The following is a 17,877-nucleotide window of genomic DNA, read 5'->3' as shown; positions in this document are numbered from 1 at the left end:
CGTTGACCAGTCCCGCCGCCCGCTTCGCCGCCGTCTACGCGGCGCTGACCGCGTCCCATGAGGTCGCCGACCACTGGGTGCAGGTCGACACGCAGGCCGTCGCCAAGGGCCGGGCCGGCCGCGACGGTGCCGTGGCGTGCGCCACGCACGTCGCGACCTACACCGCCACGCAGGCCCTGGCCCTGGCCGCCACAAGCGGCGCTCTCAACCTGCGGCTCAGCCCCCGCCGGGCCGCACTCGCCCTGACCGTCTCCGCGGTGACGCACTACGTCGCCGACCGGCAGGGCGGCCACTGGCAGGACGAGCAGCCGCACGGCGTCGTGCGCCTGGCCGCCGCCACCGGCCACGCCGGATGGCTCCGGCGCGACCCCGGCGCCGGCTACCTGCTCGACCAGTCCTGGCACAAGGGCTGGATCACCGTCGCCGCGCTGCTCGCCGCGGCCGACTTCTGAACTCGCCCCGGGGCGGCCGCCAATCCGCCAAGACAACCGGCCGCCCCGGGCCCCTGATCCCTCGCATGGAGAGACGGAGCCACCAGCATGACCGAACAGACCACCGGCAGCGAACCGGACCGCCTGGCCACGGTCACCGTGTTGCCCACCGCCCGCACCACCGATCCGGACGCCGACACCGTCGTCCTGGACTCGGCCCGCCGGGTCCTCGCCGACGCCCACCAGGGCGGCCCGGCCGCCACCGTGGTGGAGAAGGTCGACCTGGACGACTGGGACGATCGCCCGCTGATCCCGGCCTGGACGCGTACCGCCGAGGGGTGGGCCGCGTGGGCGGGCCGGGCCTACCGTTCCCGCCGCCGCGCCGCCCGCCGCTGGCTGCGGCGGCAGCGCACCGACCGGGGCCATGTCGCCCAGTTCCGGCGCGGCTCGCGGCGCCTTCACGACTGGGTGGTGGGCCTGGAGGGCGTTCAGGTCCAGGCGCTGCACCATGCCGCGCAGATTGCCGCCCGCGAGGCTCGTACCGCCAACCGCACGGCCCGGTTCACCCCCAAGGTGTTCCCGGTCAAGTACAAGGCCGCCACCACTGCGGCCGTGAAGGCGACCGCCGTCGCGGAGGCCGCTACGGCCGCCTACCGGAAGGCCCGCATGGAGCGGCGCCGGGTCCGCCAGATGCGGGCCGCCGTCGTCTACGGTCCGCCGGCCGCCGCCATCACCGCCGGGTACGCCACCGCCGGGGGCCTCGGGGCGGCCGCAGGGGTGCTGGCCACCTTCGCGGGCGGGGCGTTCGCCGGACGCCACCCCGTCAGCGAGGAGCGGGACTGGTCCGCCGACTGGCGTTCTCTCGGCGACGGCGACGCCATGTCCGCCCCGATGCTGGACCAGGTCTTCCGGGCCGCGAAGGTGATCGGCGCCGAGGAGACGCTGCGGGTCGTGCAGATGCCGATGCTCGACGCCCGCGGCGCGTGGTCGGCGGTCCTGGACCTGCCGCCGGGCATCCCGGCGAAGAAGGCGCTGCGGGCCACCGACGAGCTGGCGGCCGCCTTCGGCGTCGAGGAGGCGCAGGTCTCCGTCACCAAGAAGGGCCGCTCCGGGCGCATCGAGCTGTACGTGACCCGGGACCTTCCCTTCACCGAGAAGGCCGGCCCCGGCCCGCTGCTCGCCCACGACGGCCCCACGAACTTCTGGGGCCGGATCAGCATCGGCCCGGACGTGCGCGGCCAGCACGTATCCGTCTCGGTCGTCGAGCGGTCCGGGCTGGTCGGCGGTGAACCGGGCGCGGGCAAGTCCGCATCCGGGAACACGATCCTGCTCGCGGCCGCACTCGACCCGCGCGTCATCCTGTGGCTGGCGGACGGCAAGGGCGGTGGGGACCTGGAACCCTTCGAGGCGCTGAGCGAGCGCTTCGAAGGCCTGGCCGACCCCGAGGCGTTCAACGCGATGCTCGACGACCTCATCGACGACATGAAGCGCCGGTACGCAACGCTGAAGAAACTCGGCAAGCGCAAGGTCACCGAGGCCCTGGCGAACGCCCACCCGGAACTGCGGCAACTGCTCCTGTGGGTCGACGAGCTGATGTTCTACACGACAGACGAGGACTACGGGAAGAAGATCACCAAGAAGCTCCGCAACCTCGTCTCGCGCGGCCGCGCCGCCGGGATCATCACCTTCTGCGCCACCCAGAAGCCCGGCTCCGACGTGGTCGACACGTCCCTCCGGGACCTGCTCAGCATCAGGTGGGCGCTGCGCTGCACCACCCCCGAGGCGTCGGACACGATCCTCGGCCGGGGCGCGGCGGCGGCCGGGTACTCCGCCAAGTCCATCGAAGCCGAGATGCGCGGCGCCGGGTACCTGTGGTCCGAGGGGCAGAACCCGGTCCTGGTCCGGGCCGACTACTACAACGACGACCAGGTCACCGAACTCTTGGAGCGGGCCCACGACTTGCGCGACAAGGCCGGCACCCTGCCCGCCGGACCGCGCACGCTCGCCGACCGGCTCCGCGACCTGGCGGACGACGACGCCCGCCTCCTGGCCGTCGTCCTGGACACCTTCGCGGCCGCCGACCGCACCGCCCAGGAGGAGGCCGCGGCCGCCGGGACCTCTCCCGCGATGGTCAAGGCCGTCGACTGGCTGCCCGGCACGGTGCTGCTCGACGCCCTGGCCGCGGCCGGCATCCCGGCGACCGCCGAACGCCTCGGCGCCCTGGTCGTACGGACCGACGAGGAGAAGGCCAAGCACGGTTGGAACGGCAGCCGGGTGACCGGCTACCCGCTGGCCCGGGTGCACGCCGTGATCGCCGATCGCTTCGGCCTGGCCGTCTGATCCCAACCCGGACACACCCCGGACCGCCGCACTGGTTTGCCCAGGTTCGGCCCCTGGCGGCGCGGTCGTCATCCCGGACCCGACGGGTGAGTCCCGGACGCCTCACGTCCGGGACTCACGCGCGAGCGTCCGGGATGGCCAACCCCATTGACCTGCGGCGATGCATGCCCGGTCCGGGCCGTGTCCGGGTCACCGTACTCCCCCAAAACGGCACATAAGACTCTGCGAGGAGTCCCCCGTCATGACCGCACAGACACTCCCCCGGACCCTGCCCGACGTCCGCCCCGACGACGTCGACGCGCGGCTCCTGGTCCGCGAGATCGAGCAGTACCTCGCGGCCCGGGGCCGCGCCACCGCCCACCCCCTCGTCACCGCGACCACCGAGGAACTCGTCCGCCAGGCGCTCGCCGAACCGGACGACAGACCGGCAGCCGCGCCCGACCGCGACCCGGAACTCCCCGGCGGACTGTGGCGGGTGCTGCCCGACCGGCTGCTCGTCCTCCACCTCGGCCGCCGCGGCGAAGCCGTCCAGCGCCTGCGGATCTCCGTCGCCGAGCACCTGGAGCTGACCGCACTGGTCCTGGAGCGCTGGGGCTGGGCGCAGACCGGCGAGCACGTCCGCACGGCAGGCGGCCGCCGCTGCGTCCTCGGCGCGCAGCGCGTCCTCTACGCCCTCGGCTACGGCACCGAGGACACCGCCATCGCGGCCGGCGCCCACCTGGACGCCGTGCTCCGCGCCCGGGGCGTCCGCCAGACCTACCCGGCCTGGAACGAAGCGCCGGGCGTCACCCGCGAGCAGGTGCTCGACGTGGTACGCGAGGCAGCGGCGGCCGCCCGCCGCTGAAAGATCGAGTGAGTCGACAACGCGGTCACGCGGTGCGCGCCCAACTCCTCACAGCGCGAAAGGTCGATAAGCCAGAGCCTGATCGACCACCTCACCTGCCGTCGGCTCCTGTCCCTTGGGCCAGAAGATCAAGTCGCTCACGTAGCCGGTCGGGCAGCGAAGGGCTCTGTCGAGCGCCTCCAACACGTTGTGTGCCTCGGCATCGTCGGCATAGTCCGCATCCATGATCTTCTGCACCAGGGCCACAGCTGTTTCGCGAGTCATCCTGGCGAAGTCACCCCCCAAAGAAGTAGAAGCCTGCAGACATACGAGGAACGAGACGGCTCCTAGCTCTCACGAAGCGAGATCCATCGTTCCGTCTCCCGATGGCGGTGCAGCCCTGCGGAGGAAAACTCGTCCTCGTCGGGAGTCGCGACCACGCCGAGTCGACGCAGGGCTTGGGATATCGGACTGCCGGCAGGCGGACACGGTTGCTTCTCGGCCCAGGTCAGAGGACCGAGCACGATCGACCCACCGGCCCAGGCCACGGCGGCCTGCTGGCCGACTCCGCCGAAGTACTCGGCTTCCACGTACGCCACCGGTCCTTGTTGGGACCAGGCGGCCAGGACCGCGCCGAACCCGCCGGGAAGCTTCCACAGGTCGGGAAACTCACTCTTCTCGCCGTTGGTCACCGCGTCGAAGAGCTGATCGGTCATCGGCATCAGCGACAGGCCCTGCGCGAGCGGCGCAAGTCGAGCCTCGGGGAAATGCCGCGTGGCCGACCTGAGCTGCTCGCTGCCCCCGATCACGGCCTGCAGGTCGTAACCCACCCGTCCCCCTTACTCACCACCGCGGCCGGAGCCCTTGAACGGCCGCGGACACATCCACTCAGTCCCACGCACGGGGGTGGCCCCTCACGCCAATGAACAGGCCACCCCCTTCCCGTCCCCTACCAGGAACAGGAGCACGTCCAGCATGACCCATCCCGTCCACCACGCGCTGCGTTCCGCCGCGCTCGCGGCCGCCGAGCGCGGCTGGCCCGTCTTCCCGCTGCGGCCAGGCGACAAGCGGCCCGCGATCACGGCGTGGGAGCAGCGGGCCACCACCGACAGCGCGCGCATCGAACGGTGCTGGGCGCACACCCCGTACAACGTCGGCATCGCGACCGGCCCGGCCGGGCTGGTCGTCGTCGACCTGGACACTCCCAAGGGCGCCAACGACGTCCCGCCTGCCGCGTGGGCGCTGCCCGGGATCGGCGACGGCGCTGACGTCCTGGCCGTGCTCGCCGAGCGGCGCGGCCAGCCGTACCCGGGCCACACCTTCACCGTGCGGACCGGCCGGGGCGGCGCCCACCTGTACTTCACCGCTCCCGACGGCGCCGAGCTGCACAACAGCGGCGGCAAGCTCGGCTGGAAGGTCGACACCCGCGCGGCCGGCGGGTACGTCGTGGCCAGCGGCAGCGTGGTCAACGGCCGCCGCTACGAAACGACCCACGACACGGCGCCCGCACCGCTCCCGGCCTGGCTGTTGCAGGCGCTGAGGCCCGCCCCGGCTCCGACCGGGACGCTCGGCCAGGTGCCGACCGGGCGCCGCGCGGTCGGTCTCGTACGGACAGTGCTGGACGCCGGGGAAGGACAGCGGAACAACCGCCTGTACTGGGCGGCGCTGCGCGCGTACGAGAGCGGCGGCGCGGCCGCCGAGGGCATCTCGGAGGCACTGGTGGGCGCGGCCGTCGCCGTGGGACTGCCGGAGCGTGAGGCGCGCGCCACCGTGGCCTCGGCCGCCCGCAGGGCGCGGGGTGAGCGATGAACAGCGCCAAGCAGGCGCGGGAGTTGCTGGCCGCCAACGGCGTCGAGGTCGACGGCAAGGAGGGCAAGGGGCCGTCGCAGGCATCGCAGTTGGTGGCGCTGGCCCGGGACCGGTTCGAGGTCTTCATGTCCGAGGACGGCCGCCCGTACGCCGTACCGCTGGGCGGACCGAACATCGCGCTGCCGCTTCGCGGAAAGGCCGGCCTGCGCTCCCAGCTCGCCCGCCTCTACACCGACGACACCGGCGGCAACGTCCCGTCGCAGTCCGCGCTCACCGACGCCATGACCGTCCTGGAGGGCATCGCGGCCGTCGCTGAGCCGCGTACGCCGCAGCTCCGTTCCGCACGCCACGGCGACCGGATCGTGGTCGACCTGGCGACGCCGGACGGCCGGTGCGTACTGATCGGGCCGGACGGTTGGGAGACAGCGCCCCGTTCTCCCGTCCTCTTCCGCCGCTCCGGGGCCATGAAGGCGCTGCCCGAACCGGTCGGCGACGGCGACGGCCTGGCCCGGCTACGGGCCCTGATGAACACCTCCGAAGAGGGATTCCACCTGCTGGTCGCCTGGCTGGTGGCCGCCTTCATTCCCGACCTGCCGCACCCGATCCTCACCTTCCGGGGCGAGCAGGGCACGGGGAAATCGAAGGGCGCGGCAATGGTCATCGGCATTGTGGACCCGTCCGGGGCACCCAAGCGGACCGCGCCGCGAGATGTGAAGTCGTGGGCCACGCAGGCGTTCAACTCCTGGGCGCTGTGCATCGACAACGTCTCGACGGTCCCGGACTGGTTCTCCGACTCGCTGTGCCGGGCGGTGACCGGCGACGGCATCGTGGACCGGGCCCTCTACACCGACGACGACGTGGTGGTCCTGGAATTCCGGCGCGTGCTGGCCATGACGACCATTGACGCCGGGGCGCTGGCCGGCGACCTGGCCGAGCGGCTGCTGACGATCGAGTTGCACACCATCCCCGACAGCAAGCGCCGCGAGGAAGCCGAACTCGACCGCGCCTACCGCGAGGCGCACGCGGGCATCCTGGCGTCGCTGTTCGACCTGCTGGTGAAGGTGCTGCGCGTCCTGCCGGACGTGACGCTCACGCACCGGCCGCGTATGGCCGACTTCGCCCGCGTCCTGGCAGCCGTCGACCACGTCACCGGCTGGGACACCCAGGGCAGCTACCAGGCCACCGCCGCCGATGCGGTGGCCGACGTCTTGGAGGGCGAGCCGTTCGCCCGCGCCGTCGTCGAGCTGGTGCGCGCGGCCGGCCCCGAGGGCATCTGCATGTCGGCCGCGGACATCCTCGCCGCGGTCGACGCTCCCGAGAAGCTGCCGCGCAGGTGGCCGAAGGACGCGACGCGGGCCGGGGGTCAGCTCAAGCGGCTCGCCCCCGCGCTGCGGGCCATCGGTATCGACGTGGATGACTCCCGCCGCGAGCCGGACGGCAACCGGTCGCGCCTGTACCGGCTGACGTCGGCAGAGAGTGGGCGCATTTCAGCACCCGGAGCACCCGCAGCACCCGGAACCGCCGTTGATCAGCACGAACGTCCGGGTGCTGCGAGCGACCCCAGCACCCGGACAGCGCCCGCCAGCACCCGGCTTCCGGGTGCTGCGGGTGCTGCACCGGGTGCTGCGGATTCCCCAGCACCCGGACAGCGCAGCCTGCCTGACCTGCACGAACACGCCCGGCCGGGTGCTCCGGGCGCTCCGGGTGCTGGAATGCAGCACTTCTCTGGTCCCCCGCCCCTCTGCGTGGTCTGCCGGACGCCGATGGACCCCGTCCTCGGCGCCGGACAGACCACCCACCCCGGATGCGAACCCGTACCGGTCGGCCGGCCATGAGCCGCCGCGCACTCCGCCCCGTTCTGCCCCACTCACCCGCACGCGGAAAGGAAGACACCCTCGTGGCGAACAGTCAGCAGATGCTCAAGCTCGACCAGGTGCTCGCCGAGCTGGGCATGTCCCGCGCCGCCTTCTACCGCATGCGCGCCCGCGGCAAGGGGCCACGGCTGCTCAAACTCCCGAACGGCCACCTGCGCGTCCGCCGCTCCGACCTGGACGCATGGGTCAGCCAACTCGACACTCCCGCCTACTGATCCCACCTTCCGAGGGCCCGCCGCAGACCGCCGCAGCGGGCCCTCGCACGTTCTGAAAGGCCCCTCGTGGCTTACACCTTCGACGTCCGTATCTGGTCTGTCCGGCACCGCAAAGACCGAGGCCGGAACAACGCCGAACTCCGCTGGAAAGTCGGCTCCACCCCGCACTCGCAGACCTTCCGTACCAAGACCCTCGCCGACGGCCGCCGTGCCGAGCTGCTGACCGCCGTGCGCAACGGCGAGCAGTTCGACGAGGCAACCGGCCTGCCGGTCTCGGAGCTGCGACGCCGCAACGACGTGAGCTGGTACCAGCACGCCCGCGACTACATCGAAATGAAGTGGCCGGCCTCCCCCGCCAAGACCCGCACGACCCTCGCCGAGGCCATGGCGAGCGCCACCCCGGCCCTGGTCACAACTCATCGCGGCATGCCCGAGGCCCGCGAGATGCGCCGGGCCTTGTACGGCTGGGCGTTCAACATGAACCGCTGGAAGGAGGACCCGCCCAGCGACGTACGGCGTGTGCTCGACTGGGCCGAGCGGCACACCGTGCTCGTCTCCGCCCTGGACGACCCGCTGCTCCTGCGGAAGGTGCTCAACGCCTTCTCGCTGCGGCTCGACGGCCAGCCCGCCGCCGCCTCTGTCGTACGCCGAAAGCGGGCCATCTTCCACAACGCCCTCGGCTTCGCCGTCGAGGCCCGCCGCCTGGCCGCCAACCCGCTCCCACAGGTGCAGTGGACGATGCCCGCCACCGCCGAACAGGTCGACCCCGGAGCCGTCGTCAACCCCCGCCAGGCCCGCCACCTCCTGGCCGCCGTCCAGGACCAGGGCGAGCGCGGCAAGCACCTGAAGACCTTCTTCGCCGTCCTCTACCACGCCGGCCTGCGCCCCGCCGAAGCCGTCTGGCTCCGCCGTACGAACTGCGACCTGCCCATGACCGGCTGGGGAACCCTCCACGTGGACGGCTCCCGACCGCGCGTCGGCAGCTCCTGGACCGACACCGGCAGCGCGCACGACGAGCGCGGCCTGAAGTGGCGGCCGCGCAACGACGTCCGCCGCGTCCCCATCCCGCCCGTGCTCGTCCAAGCACTGCGCGAGCACCTGGAGACCTACGGCTCCGCCCCGGACGGTCGGCTCTTCCGTACCAGCCGCGGCGGCATCGTCCAGGAGAGCGGCTATGGCGAGGTCTGGGCCCGCGCCCGCCGCCAGGCGCTCACCCCGGAGCAGCAAGCGTCACCCCTGGCGGCCCGGCCATACGACCTGCGGCACGCCTGTGTCTCCCTGTGGCTCAACTCCGGCGTCGACCCCGTCGAGGTCGCCCGCCGCGCCGGCCACTCCGTCGCCGTCCTGCTCAAGGTCTACGCGAAGTGCCTGGACGGAGCGACCAGCATGGCCAACGCCCGCATCGAGGCCGCGCTCGACCGCTGGAAATGAGCGCAGGTAGGCGCTGGCCTGCCTCATATTGCGCGATGGCGACGCGGCGTCCAGGCTCAGGCCGTGTAGACCGTGACCGCGGAAGCGATGGCGTCGACCTCAGCCGGTCCGTGGAGCCTCAGCCAGGCAAGCTCCGGCAGACCCTCGAACCGCCGCACCCGGTCGTCGACGTCGCCGGGCCACGCATGCGGCAGTGCGGGCAAATGGACCAGAGACACTTCGTCCACGAAAGAACCCGACAAATCTGGCGGTTTGGCGACGGACAGATGGTGCAGGCGGGACAGTGAGATCAGCACGTCAGGCATGGAGGGACCGCCGACAAGACTGATGTCCAGCGCGTCGTCCGGGCCGAAGGCGTTGAACGAGATGCGGTCGATGAAGTAACCGACGCAAGGCGCAAGCGTTCGCGCTGCGCTCAGGCACCGGTTGCGGAAGGCATTCTCAGCCGTGCTGGGAGAAGTCACGGCGTGACGCTATGAGCCCTCGACGCGTGCGTCGAGCGGGCCTGAGCCTCCGACGCTGCCCCACACATGCCCCACACGCGCTGGTCAGCCCCCGATTCAGGGTGAGACACACTGGGACGTAAGCCCCATTCCGGCCACCCGCCCACCGCCACAACCAGAAGGGCCCCCGACCGGCGTTTCCGCAGGTCAGGGGCCCTTCTCATGGTGTGGCGGCACGTGGATTCGAACCACGGTAGGCAAAGCCGACGGATTTACAGTCCGCTCCCATTGGCCACTCGGGCATACCGCCATGGGATGACGCCGTGGAGGCCCCGCAGGGGGGCTGCTCCGTGGCGACGACGTAAACGATACCCGATGCGCGGGGGTGGTTCGCCACCGGATTGATCAGGGGGCGGGACGGCGGTGGGCGCCGGTCGGCGGGGGTGGCAGGGCCTAGGCTGGCGGGGTGGCGGTCGCGGGGTTCGGCCGCGGAGAAGTGAACGGAAATCGTGTCCGATGGAACAGAGCCAAGGAGCCCACTGAAGATGGCCGACTCCAGTTTCGACATCGTCTCGAAGGTCGAGCGGCAGGAGGTCGACAACGCCCTCAACCAGACCGCCAAGGAGATCGCGCAGCGGTACGACTTCAAGAACGTCGGGGCCTCGATCTCCTGGTCGGGCGAGAAGATCCTCATGGAGGCCAACTCCGAGGACCGGGTCAAGGCGATCCTCGACGTCTTCGAGACCAAGCTGGTCAAGCGGGGGATCTCGCTGAAGGCGCTGGACGCGGGCGAGCCGCAACTGTCCGGCAAGGAGTACAAGATCTTCGCGACCATCGAGGAAGGCATCTCGCAGGAGAACGCCAAGAAGGTCGCCAAGATCATCCGTGACGAGGGGCCCAAGGGCGTCAAGGCCCAGGTCCAGGGGGACGAGCTGCGGGTCAGCTCCAAGAGCCGCGACGACCTCCAGGCGGTCCAGGCCCTGCTCAAGGGCAAGGACTTGGACTTCGCCCTCCAGTTCGTCAACTACCGCTGAGGCGGTCGCCGCCGAGATACGTGGCCACCGCCGACACCGGTGACCGCCGGTGACCGCAGCCGGTGACCGCAGGTGGTGACCGCAGGTGGTGACCGCCGGTGACCGCCGGCGTCACGGGCGGTACCCCGTGATCAGCGATCCGCTCGCGGCCGGTGCGCGCCCTCGCCGGCGCGCCAGGTGGCGAATGGCCGGGGGCGGCCCTCCCCGACCGGCCCCCGGCCCCGGCTGCCGCCCACCGCGGCGGCAGCCCGCTCACCCCGCGCCGTTCCGCGGCGGCAGCCCGCTCACGCCTTGCCGTACTCCGACGCCCACGGGTTCGTCCGCGCGTACTGGTCCTTCCAGCCGCCGCGGTACTGGCCCACCACCGGCGGCGGGAAGATCGCGAGCAGTTGCTCGACCCGTTCCGGCGTGGCGCCGTCGAGGATCCAGGGGACGTAGCTGGGGGCGAGGCCGCGGCCGATCTGGTCCCGCTGGGAGTCGGCGAACTTCGCCCAGTCGGCCGGCGGCAGCTTCGCGTCGATGAGCGGGAGCGCCTCCTTCTCCTCGTGGGTCAGGTGGGCGTGCAGCTCCGTGACGAAGGCGTCGACGGCGTCGCCCAGGCCCGCGTGTCCGCCCTGCTCGTCGGCGAGCGCGCTGTCGATCGCCTCGATCAACGGGTCGATGCGGCCGTGCTCGGCCTCCATCGCCTCCAGCATCTCCAGGTCGTCCTGGCCGCGGCCTTCGAGCAACTCGGTCAGGCGCGGCCACAGGATGTCGTCCTCGGCCTTGTGGTGGATGGTCAGCAGGCGCTTGAACAGGTCCCACCCGAAGTGCGTGGCGGTGAGCCGGGCCGGGTCGTCGCCGGTCACGGCGGCGGACTTCGCGATGATCGCCGAGTCGCGCCGCAGGCCGTCGTGGAAGGCGTACATCATCGTCAGATCGACGGCGGCGCCGGGTACGTGCGGGGTGCTCGGTACGAACGGAGTGGTCATCACAGTCTCCTAGATACGGCCGAGGCAGCCGGAGGGAGCGGGAAGAAGCCAGCGGGTACCGCCGTACCGAGGGTATAGTCAGCGCCTTGAATCGTCAATCTTCATATCTATCTTCAACTTTAACCATCAGCGGACAGTTCCTTGACGATCCGCAGGGCTTCGTCGACATGGCCTCCGACATTCGTCATGGAGGAGAAGGTGTGCCTGATCACGCCCTCCTTGTCGATCACGAACGTGACCCGTCCCGGCACCACGCCGAGCGTCGAGGCCCCGTACCGCTTGCGCACACTCCTGTCCTTGTCGGACAACAGGACGAACGGCAGGTCGTGCCGGCCGGCGAACCTCTCGTGCGAGGCCACCGAGTCCGAGCTGACCCCGATGACCTCGGCGCCGGCGTCGGTGAAGCTCTCGTAACCGTCGCGGAAGGCGCACGCCTCGGCGGTGCAGCCCCTGGTGTCGTCCTTGGGGTAGAAGTACAGGACCACGACCTTGCGGCCCAGGTAGTCGCCGAGCGCCACCGGCCTGCCCGCCTGGTCCGGGAGGGTGAAGTCGGGTGCCTTGTCGCCTGTCTTCGGACTCATCGCTGCTCCTTGGGGGTGGGGCGGAGGTGGGATCGGGGCGGGATGGGGTGCGGACGCACGTACGGCTGAGACGTACGGGCGTACGGGCGCCCCGGCCCATCCTGGCGCACGGGCGGGCGGGCGCACGGCAGGCGGCGGGCGGCAGGCGGCAGGCGGCGGGGCGGCGGGGCGGCGGGCGGACCGTGTCGAGGAGGCGCCGCGCGGGCTCAGGCCTCGGTACGCAGCAACTTGATCAGCAACGCACGCAGTTCGGCCCGACCCTCGGTGCCGAGGGTGCGGCCGAGGTCGGCCTCGGTGGCCTCCACCACGTCCCGCGACCGCCGGCGCGCCTCCTGTCCGGCGGGGGTCAGCCGCAGTGCGTAACGGCGGCGGTCGAGCGGGTCGCGGTCGCGTGCGACCAGGCCGGCGTCGTCCAGGTCGTCGACGATCTGCAGGACTGCCTGCTCACTGACGCCGAGGCGGCGGGCGAGCTGCTGCTGCGAGCAGGGGCCGTCGTCCAGCACGGTGAGCGCGCCGAAGTGCCGGGCGGCCTGCAGACCGGCGGCGGTGAGCGCGACCTCGACCCTGCGCCGTACCAGATGGTGCGAACGGGTGATCAGGGAACCCGTCCGGTGCCGGTCCGGGTCCTCCGGCGGGCGCGGGCCGGCCAGCAGGCCCGCGAGCAGGCCGTCGAGCCGGTCCCGCTCGGCCGGGGTGAGGGCGTCGGTGAGGCGGCGGTCGCGTACGCCCATGGCGGGCTCCATCGCCCGCAGCGCGTCACGGCCCACGGCGGTGAGCGCCAGCACGTACGAGCGCCGGTCGCCGGGGTTGCGGGAACGTCTCACCAGGCCGGCCGACTCCAGCCGGTCGATGAGTTTGACCATGGTGGTGCGGTTGATGCCGAGCAGTTCGCCGAGGTCCTGCTGGGAGTACGAGGCGGCGGCCGGCTCGCGCAGCGCGTCCAGCACCTCGAAGTCCCGGACGCCCCCCGCGCCGCCGGCCGGTGGCTCCGCTCCGGCTTCCGCCAGGCGGTTGGCCCGGATGTAGGCGCGCCGCAGCAGGTGGCCGGTGTAGGCCGTCAGAGCGGGCGAGAGCACCGCGTCCGCGGCCTCCGTGCTGTGCGCGATGTCGTCCACCGGCCGCACGGCACCGGCCCGCCGTCCGGCACGGGTCCGCGGCACGGCATCGGCCCGCGGCGCCCTATCGGCCGGCGTTCCGGCATCGGCTCGCGGTCCCGTATCGGCCGGCGTCCCGACGGCAGGACCGCTTCCGTCGCCCGCGCGGTCCGTGCCGTCCACGTCGCCCTCCCGGTTCACCGCCCGCACCCTCCGCGGGTCACCCTAGCGGGTGGCGAACGGCCGGTCGGTGGGGACGATCTCCTTTCCCAGCGGCATCAGCGACAGCGGGATCAGCTTGAAGTTCGGGATCGCCAGCGGGATGCCGATGATCGAGACGAGCAGCACGATGCCGGTGACGATGTGGCCCAGGGCGAGCCACCAGCCGGCCAGGAGCAGCCACAGCACGTTGCCGATCAGCGAGCCCGCGCCCGCGTCACGCCGCTCCACCGTGGTGTACCCGAACGGCCACAGGGCGTACACCCCGATGCGGAAGGCGGCGATGCCGAACGGGATTCCGATGATGGTGATGCACAGGATGAGCCCGGCCAGGAAGTACGCAAGGCACATCCACAGACCGCACAGCACCAGCCAGATGATGTTCAGGATTGTTCTCATCTGCGACCTGCCATCTCCTCGAGGCGGGCGATGCGCTCGGCCATCGGCGGGTGGGTCGAGAACAGCTTGGACGCGTCACCCGGACGGAAGGGGTTTGCGATCATCATATGACTGGCGGTCTCCAGGCGCGGCTCGGGAGCGAGCGGGCGCTGCTTGACGCCGGCGTCCAGCTTGCGCAGGGCCGAGGCCAGGGCGAGGGGGTCGCCGGTGAGGCGGGCGCCGGAGGCGTCGGCCTCGTACTCCCGGGAGCGGGAGACCGCGAGCTGGATCACGGTGGCCGCGAGCGGGCCGAGGATCATCAGCAGCAGGAAGCCGAGGATGCCGGGGCCCTCGTCGTCGTCCGACCGGCCGACCGGGATCAGCCAGGCGAAGTTGACCAGGAACATCACCACCGAGGCCAGCGCGCCGGCCACGGAGGAGATGAGGATGTCGCGGTTGTAGACGTGGCTGAGCTCGTGGCCGAGCACCCCGCGCAGCTCGCGCTCGTCGAGGATCTGCAGGATGCCCTCGGTGCAGCACACCGCGGCGTTCCGGGGGTTGCGGCCCGTCGCGAAGGCGTTCGGCGCCTCGGTGGGCGATATGTAGAGCCGCGGCATGGGCTGGCGGGCGCTGGTCGACAGCTCGCGGACGATCCGGTACAGCCAGGGGGCCTCGAACTCGCTGACCGGCCGGGCCCGCATGGCGCGCAGGGCCAGCTTGTCGCTGTTCCAGTAGGCGTACGCGTTCGTGCCCAGGGCCACGACGACCGCCACGATGAGCCCGGTGCGGCCGAAGAAACTGCCGATGACCAGGATGACGGCGGACAGCACGCCGAGGAGTACGGCTGTCTTCAGTCCATTGTGGCGGTGGTGCACGTGCGGCCTCCAAAGTGTCGCGGCACGGGGGATCTCCCCGTTCAGGAGTACCTCCTAACCCGGTCAACGCCATCCAGACGCCGCTGGTTCCCTGGCGCCTACACAGCGCGACCGGGCCGGGCCGACCGGCGGCCGGTCCCGGCGGCGGGCCGCGGCCCCTTCGTACGGGCCGCGGCGCGCCTCACAGCAGTGAGCCCTGCGCGTACCGCAGGACGATCTGCGGCGCCCCGGACAGCACCAGCCCGGCGACGGCGGTCAGCGCGATGGCCGCCGTCAGCCCGGCGGGTACGGGAGCGGGCTCGGCGAGGGACGCGGCGGCGGGCCCGGCGGCGGGCTCCGCGGCGGGTACGGGGGCGCCCTGCGCGGGCCCGCCTCCGGAAGCGGTACGGGACGCCGGCCCGGGCGCGGCCACGGACACGGGCGCGGGCGCGGGCGTGCCCGGGCGGGCGAAGAGCAGCGCGGTCCAGCGCAGGTAGTACACGAGGGCGATCACCACGTTGACGGCCATGATCACCGCGAGCCAGCCGTGCCGGGTGCCGACCGCGGAGGAGAACACCGCGACCTTGGCGAACAGCCCAATGACGCCCGGGGGGAGCCCGGCAAGGCAGAGCAGGAAGAAGCCGAGGGCGAGCGCGGCCGCCGGCCGCGAGGCGTACAGGCCGCGGTAGTCGGCGAGCCGGCCGGCCGGGGCGGTCCTGGTCACCAGCGCGGCCACCGCGAAGGCGCCGAGGTTGACCACCGCGTACATCAGCGCGTACGCGACCGTCGTGCCGGCCTCGTGCGCCGGGCTGTGCGCCGATGACGCGGCGGCCAGCGGGACCAGCAGGTAGCCCGCCTGCCCGATGGACGACCAGGCCAGCAGCCGCACCGCGCCGCGTTCGACGCCCGGCCGCTGCCGCAGCGCGCCGACGTTGCCGACCGTCATGGTGAGCGCGGCCAGCACCCCGACCGCCGGCCCCCACGCGTCCGCGTACGGGCGGAACGCGACGACCGTCACCAGGATCAGGCCCGAGAAACCGGCCGTCTTGCCGACCACCGACAGGTACGCGGCCACGGGCAGCGGCGCACCCGCGTAGGTGTCGGGCACCCAGAAGTGGAAGGGCGCGACGGCGAGCTTGAAGGCGAAGCCGACCAGGGTGAGGGCCGCTCCGGCCTTGGCGAGCGTGCCGAGCTGTCCCGGGGTGTGGGCGAGGCCGTGGGCGACCCCGGTCAGGTGGAGTGTGCCGGTGGCCGCGTACACGAAGCTGATGCCCAGCAGCGACACGGCGGTGGCGGTGACCGAGGTCAGGAAGAACTTCAGCGCGGCCTCCCCCGCCAGCCTGTCGCCGCGCCGCAGGGCGACCAGCGCGAAGGCCGGCAGGGTGGTGACCTCCAGGGCCACGACGAGCGTGGCCAGGTCGCGGGAGGCGGGCAGCAGCGCCGCGCCCGCGGCCGAGGACAGCAGCAGGAACCAGTACTCACCGGCCGGTACGCCCTCGGTGGCGAGCGAGAGCAGAGCGGTGAGCAGCGCGCCGCCCAGCACCAGGACCTGGATCGCCAGGGTGAAGTGATCGGCGACGTACGAACATGATGCACCGCCGGTCTGACAGAACGTGGCGCGGTGCCCGCCACGCAGCGGGACCAGGGTCGCCGACGCGGCCGCGAGACCGGCCACCGTGAGCCGTCCCAGCAGGCCGGAGCGGTGTGCGGGCAGGAAGAGGTCGGCGATCAGAACGACCAGGGCCAAGGCGGCCGGGATCACCACGGGAGTCAGCGCCACCCAGTCGACGGACTGCACCAGGGACGGCATCAGCGGCCTCCGAGCAGGGCGCGTACGGCGGGCTCGGTGAGGCCGAGCAGGACGGCGGGCCACAGACCGGCTACGACGGTCAGGACGGCCAGCGGGGTCCACTCGACGAACTCGTGGCCGCGCACGTCGGCGAGCACGGCCGGGGAATGCGCGGTCTCGCGGTCGCCCATGCACACCCGGCGTACCACCGTCAGCAGGTACGCGGCGGTCAGCAGGGTCCCGAACGCGGCGACGGCGGTGAAGGTGAGGTAGGTGGGACGGCTGAGGTCCGGGGCCGGTTTGAAGGCGCCGAACATGGCGAGCATCTCGCCCCAGAACCCGGCGAGTCCCGGCAGCCCGAGCGAGGCGACCGCCCCGAACGCGAACAGGCCGCCCAGCCGCGGGGTACGGCCGTAGACCGCCGCGCCGGTGCGGCCGGCCAGCAGGTCGAGGTCGGTGGAGCCGTACCGTTCCTTGACCGCGCCGACGAGGAAGAAGAGCAGGCCGGTGATGAGGCCGTGCGCGATGTTCGCGAACAGCGCCCCGTTGACGCCGGTCCTGGTCAGTGTCGCGATGCCGAGCAGGACGAAGCCCATGTGGCCCACGGACGAGTACGCGATGAGCCGCTTCAGGTCGCCGCCGTTGCCCGGCCGGGCCAGCCACAGGCAGGCGAGCGAGCCGTAGACGATCCCGACGACGGCGAACGCGCCGAGGTACGGGGCGAAGGTGTGCATGCCGCTCGGGGCGATCGGCAGCACGATCCGGACGAGGCCGTACGTGCCCATCTTCAGCAGGACCCCGGCCAGCAGCACCGATCCGGTGGTCGGCGCGGCGGTGTGGGCGTCCGGCAGCCAGCTGTGCAGGGGCCACATCGGGACCTTCACGGCCAGCCCGATCCCGATCGCCAGAACCGCGATGAGCTGCGTGGAGTGACCGAGTGATGACCCATTGTCAGTGGCGAGTGCCACCATGTCGAACGTGCCCGCTTTCACGCCGACGAGAAGCAGGCCGAGCAGCATGATCACGGAGCCGAGGAGGGTGTAGACGATGAACCGCAGGGCCGAGCGTTCCCGGTCCCCGCCGCCCCAGCGGGCGATGAGGAAGTACATCGGGACGAGGACCGTCTCGAAGGCCAGGAAGAACAGCATCAGGTCGAGCACGGCGAAAGTGGCGAGCGTGCCCGATTCCAGCAGCAGGAGCAGCGCGACGAACGCCTTGGGGCTGCCGCCCTCGGGCTTCCTGACATACGAGTGGACCGCGCACAGGAAGGTCAGCAGCGCGGTCAGGACGACAAGGGGGAGAGAGATGCCGTCGATGCCGAGGTGGAGGCGGATACGCAGTGCGGGGATCCAGCTCAGGTTCGTGGTGGCCTGCATCCTCGCCGGATGGTCGTTGTCGAAGCCGGCCGCGAGGACGATCGTCAGGACCAGGACGGCACCGGTGACGGTGACGCCGTGGCGCAGTACGGCCTGGTCGGGGTCGCGGCCCTTGAGACCCGGCGGGGGCGGGAGCAGGGCGCCGACCGCGCCGAGCAGCGGCAGGACGAGGACCGCCGCGAGGACGTACTGGAGGGCGGTGTCGTTCACGGGAT

At 72.0% G+C, this 17,877-nt stretch carries 18 protein-coding genes and 1 tRNA gene; 8 read left to right on the top strand and 11 right to left on the bottom strand.

The genetic code is table 11. The annotated features are described in order from the left end of the window. Window positions 1-2: 2 nt before the first annotated feature. From K7G61_RS22805 to K7G61_RS22795, 3 genes are all read left to right on the top strand, one after another. Window positions 3-452 carry a hypothetical protein gene (locus K7G61_RS22805; RefSeq protein ID WP_225848795.1) on the top strand — a complete coding sequence of 150 codons (450 nt, stop codon included), beginning with the start codon at window positions 3-5 and terminating at the stop codon, window positions 450-452. A gap of 87 nt (window positions 453-539) precedes the next feature. Then, on the top strand, window positions 540-2,771 hold the full coding sequence (locus K7G61_RS22800) for an FtsK/SpoIIIE domain-containing protein (protein WP_225848794.1): 2,232 nt from the start codon (window positions 540-542) through the stop codon (window positions 2,769-2,771). Window positions 2,772-3,012: 241 nt separating this feature from the next. After that, window positions 3,013-3,615, top strand: a complete 603-nt coding sequence (locus K7G61_RS22795) for a hypothetical protein (RefSeq protein ID WP_225848793.1) — start codon at window positions 3,013-3,015, stop codon at window positions 3,613-3,615. 48 nt (window positions 3,616-3,663) lie between these two features. Here the strand turns inward: K7G61_RS22795 and K7G61_RS22790 are convergent, their stop codons facing one another. Both K7G61_RS22790 and K7G61_RS22785 read right to left on the bottom strand, forming a co-directional pair. Beyond that, entirely contained in the window at window positions 3,664-3,879 is a 216-nt protein-coding gene (locus K7G61_RS22790) for an e9imm peptide (RefSeq protein ID WP_225848792.1), read from the bottom strand. Between the two features lie 62 nt (window positions 3,880-3,941). Beyond that, window positions 3,942-4,424, bottom strand: a complete 483-nt coding sequence (locus K7G61_RS22785; protein ID WP_225848791.1) for a hypothetical protein — start codon at window positions 4,422-4,424, stop codon at window positions 3,942-3,944. A 145-nt stretch (window positions 4,425-4,569) separates the two neighbouring features. On the opposite strand from K7G61_RS22785, the gene K7G61_RS22780 reads away from it, so the two are divergent. The 4 genes from K7G61_RS22780 to K7G61_RS22765 all read left to right on the top strand — a co-directional run bounded on the left by K7G61_RS22780 (window position 4,570) and on the right by K7G61_RS22765 (window position 8,923). Next, a complete protein-coding gene (locus K7G61_RS22780; RefSeq protein ID WP_225848790.1) occupies window positions 4,570-5,403 on the top strand; it encodes a bifunctional DNA primase/polymerase in 834 nt (277 codons plus the stop codon). After that, the gene (locus K7G61_RS22775; protein WP_225848789.1) at window positions 5,400-7,238 is read left to right on the top strand and encodes an ATP-binding protein; all 1,839 of its coding nucleotides are present in this window, start codon (window positions 5,400-5,402) and stop codon (window positions 7,236-7,238) included. Before K7G61_RS22780 ends, K7G61_RS22775 begins: the two co-directional genes overlap by 4 nt. 80 nt (window positions 7,239-7,318) lie before the next feature. Then, on the top strand, window positions 7,319-7,492 hold the full coding sequence (locus K7G61_RS22770; RefSeq protein ID WP_225848810.1) for an AlpA family transcriptional regulator: 174 nt from the start codon (window positions 7,319-7,321) through the stop codon (window positions 7,490-7,492). A 66-nt stretch (window positions 7,493-7,558) separates the two neighbouring features. Beyond that, the gene (locus K7G61_RS22765) at window positions 7,559-8,923 is read left to right on the top strand and encodes a site-specific integrase (protein ID WP_225848788.1); all 1,365 of its coding nucleotides are present in this window, start codon (window positions 7,559-7,561) and stop codon (window positions 8,921-8,923) included. A 56-nt stretch (window positions 8,924-8,979) separates the two neighbouring features. Here K7G61_RS22765 and K7G61_RS22760 read toward each other — a convergent pair whose 3' ends face one another. Together K7G61_RS22760 and K7G61_RS22755 are read right to left on the bottom strand one after the other, a co-directional pair. Beyond that, window positions 8,980-9,387, bottom strand: coding sequence for a hypothetical protein (locus K7G61_RS22760; protein ID WP_225848787.1), 408 nt, complete (start codon window positions 9,385-9,387; stop codon window positions 8,980-8,982). Window positions 9,388-9,594: 207 nt separating this feature from the next. Then, window positions 9,595-9,676: transfer RNA gene (locus K7G61_RS22755), tRNA-Tyr, on the bottom strand. Between the two features lie 235 nt (window positions 9,677-9,911). Here K7G61_RS22755 and K7G61_RS22750 point away from each other — a divergent pair. Continuing rightward, complete coding sequence (locus tag K7G61_RS22750; protein ID WP_225848786.1) at window positions 9,912-10,400, top strand: YajQ family cyclic di-GMP-binding protein; 489 nt, start codon at window positions 9,912-9,914, stop codon at window positions 10,398-10,400. Window positions 10,401-10,684: 284 nt separating this feature from the next. Here the strand turns inward: K7G61_RS22750 and K7G61_RS22745 are convergent, their stop codons facing one another. The 7 genes from K7G61_RS22745 to K7G61_RS22715 all read right to left on the bottom strand — a co-directional run bounded on the left by K7G61_RS22745 (window position 10,685) and on the right by K7G61_RS22715 (window position 17,872). After that, complete coding sequence (locus K7G61_RS22745; RefSeq protein WP_225848785.1) at window positions 10,685-11,371, bottom strand: hemerythrin domain-containing protein; 687 nt, start codon at window positions 11,369-11,371, stop codon at window positions 10,685-10,687. A gap of 119 nt (window positions 11,372-11,490) precedes the next feature. Next, the gene (locus K7G61_RS22740; protein WP_225848784.1) at window positions 11,491-11,952 is read right to left on the bottom strand and encodes a peroxiredoxin; all 462 of its coding nucleotides are present in this window, start codon (window positions 11,950-11,952) and stop codon (window positions 11,491-11,493) included. 206 nt (window positions 11,953-12,158) lie between these two features. Further along, a complete protein-coding gene (locus K7G61_RS22735) occupies window positions 12,159-13,067 on the bottom strand; it encodes a MarR family transcriptional regulator (protein WP_225848783.1) in 909 nt (302 codons plus the stop codon). A gap of 204 nt (window positions 13,068-13,271) precedes the next feature. Beyond that, a complete protein-coding gene (locus K7G61_RS22730) occupies window positions 13,272-13,664 on the bottom strand; it encodes a YccF domain-containing protein (RefSeq protein WP_225848782.1) in 393 nt (130 codons plus the stop codon). Further along, entirely contained in the window at window positions 13,661-14,518 is an 858-nt protein-coding gene (htpX, locus tag K7G61_RS22725; RefSeq protein WP_225848781.1) for a zinc metalloprotease HtpX, read from the bottom strand. Before htpX ends, K7G61_RS22730 begins: the two co-directional genes overlap by 4 nt. Window positions 14,519-14,699: 181 nt before the next feature. Then, the gene (locus K7G61_RS22720) at window positions 14,700-16,307 is read right to left on the bottom strand and encodes an NADH-quinone oxidoreductase subunit N (protein ID WP_225848780.1); all 1,608 of its coding nucleotides are present in this window, start codon (window positions 16,305-16,307) and stop codon (window positions 14,700-14,702) included. Beyond that, window positions 16,307-17,872, bottom strand: a complete 1,566-nt coding sequence (locus K7G61_RS22715) for a NuoM family protein (RefSeq protein WP_225848779.1) — start codon at window positions 17,870-17,872, stop codon at window positions 16,307-16,309. The genes K7G61_RS22720 and K7G61_RS22715 overlap by 1 nt, the downstream gene beginning before the upstream one ends. Window positions 17,873-17,877: the final 5 nt, after the last annotated feature.

Source organism: Streptomyces sp. HPF1205, assembly GCF_020400825.1.
Classification (GTDB): domain Bacteria; phylum Actinomycetota; class Actinomycetes; order Streptomycetales; family Streptomycetaceae; genus Actinacidiphila.
Note: the sequence above shows the minus strand (reverse complement) of the source record. Positions and strands in the feature narration are given on the sequence as shown.

What these genes read in the sequence shown, in the direction of transcription:
- K7G61_RS22800 (WP_225848794.1), top strand. Translation starts at nt 540, where the DNA reads ATGACCGAACAGACCACCGGCAGCGAACCGGACCGCCTGGCCACGGTC.
- K7G61_RS22780 (WP_225848790.1), top strand. Translation starts at nt 4,570, where the DNA reads ATGACCCATCCCGTCCACCACGCGCTGCGTTCCGCCGCGCTCGCGGCC.
- K7G61_RS22745 (WP_225848785.1), bottom strand. Translation starts at nt 11,371, where the DNA reads ATGACCACTCCGTTCGTACCGAGCACCCCGCACGTACCCGGCGCCGCC.
- K7G61_RS22730 (WP_225848782.1), bottom strand. Translation starts at nt 13,664, where the DNA reads ATGAGAACAATCCTGAACATCATCTGGCTGGTGCTGTGCGGTCTGTGG.
- K7G61_RS22750 (WP_225848786.1), top strand. Translation starts at nt 9,912, where the DNA reads ATGGCCGACTCCAGTTTCGACATCGTCTCGAAGGTCGAGCGGCAGGAG.
- K7G61_RS22790 (WP_225848792.1), bottom strand. Translation starts at nt 3,879, where the DNA reads ATGACTCGCGAAACAGCTGTGGCCCTGGTGCAGAAGATCATGGATGCG.
- K7G61_RS22720 (WP_225848780.1), bottom strand. Translation starts at nt 16,307, where the DNA reads ATGCCGTCCCTGGTGCAGTCCGTCGACTGGGTGGCGCTGACTCCCGTG.
- K7G61_RS22775 (WP_225848789.1), top strand. Translation starts at nt 5,400, where the DNA reads ATGAACAGCGCCAAGCAGGCGCGGGAGTTGCTGGCCGCCAACGGCGTC.
- K7G61_RS22795 (WP_225848793.1), top strand. Translation starts at nt 3,013, where the DNA reads ATGACCGCACAGACACTCCCCCGGACCCTGCCCGACGTCCGCCCCGAC.
- K7G61_RS22770 (WP_225848810.1), top strand. Translation starts at nt 7,319, where the DNA reads ATGCTCAAGCTCGACCAGGTGCTCGCCGAGCTGGGCATGTCCCGCGCC.
- K7G61_RS22740 (WP_225848784.1), bottom strand. Translation starts at nt 11,952, where the DNA reads ATGAGTCCGAAGACAGGCGACAAGGCACCCGACTTCACCCTCCCGGAC.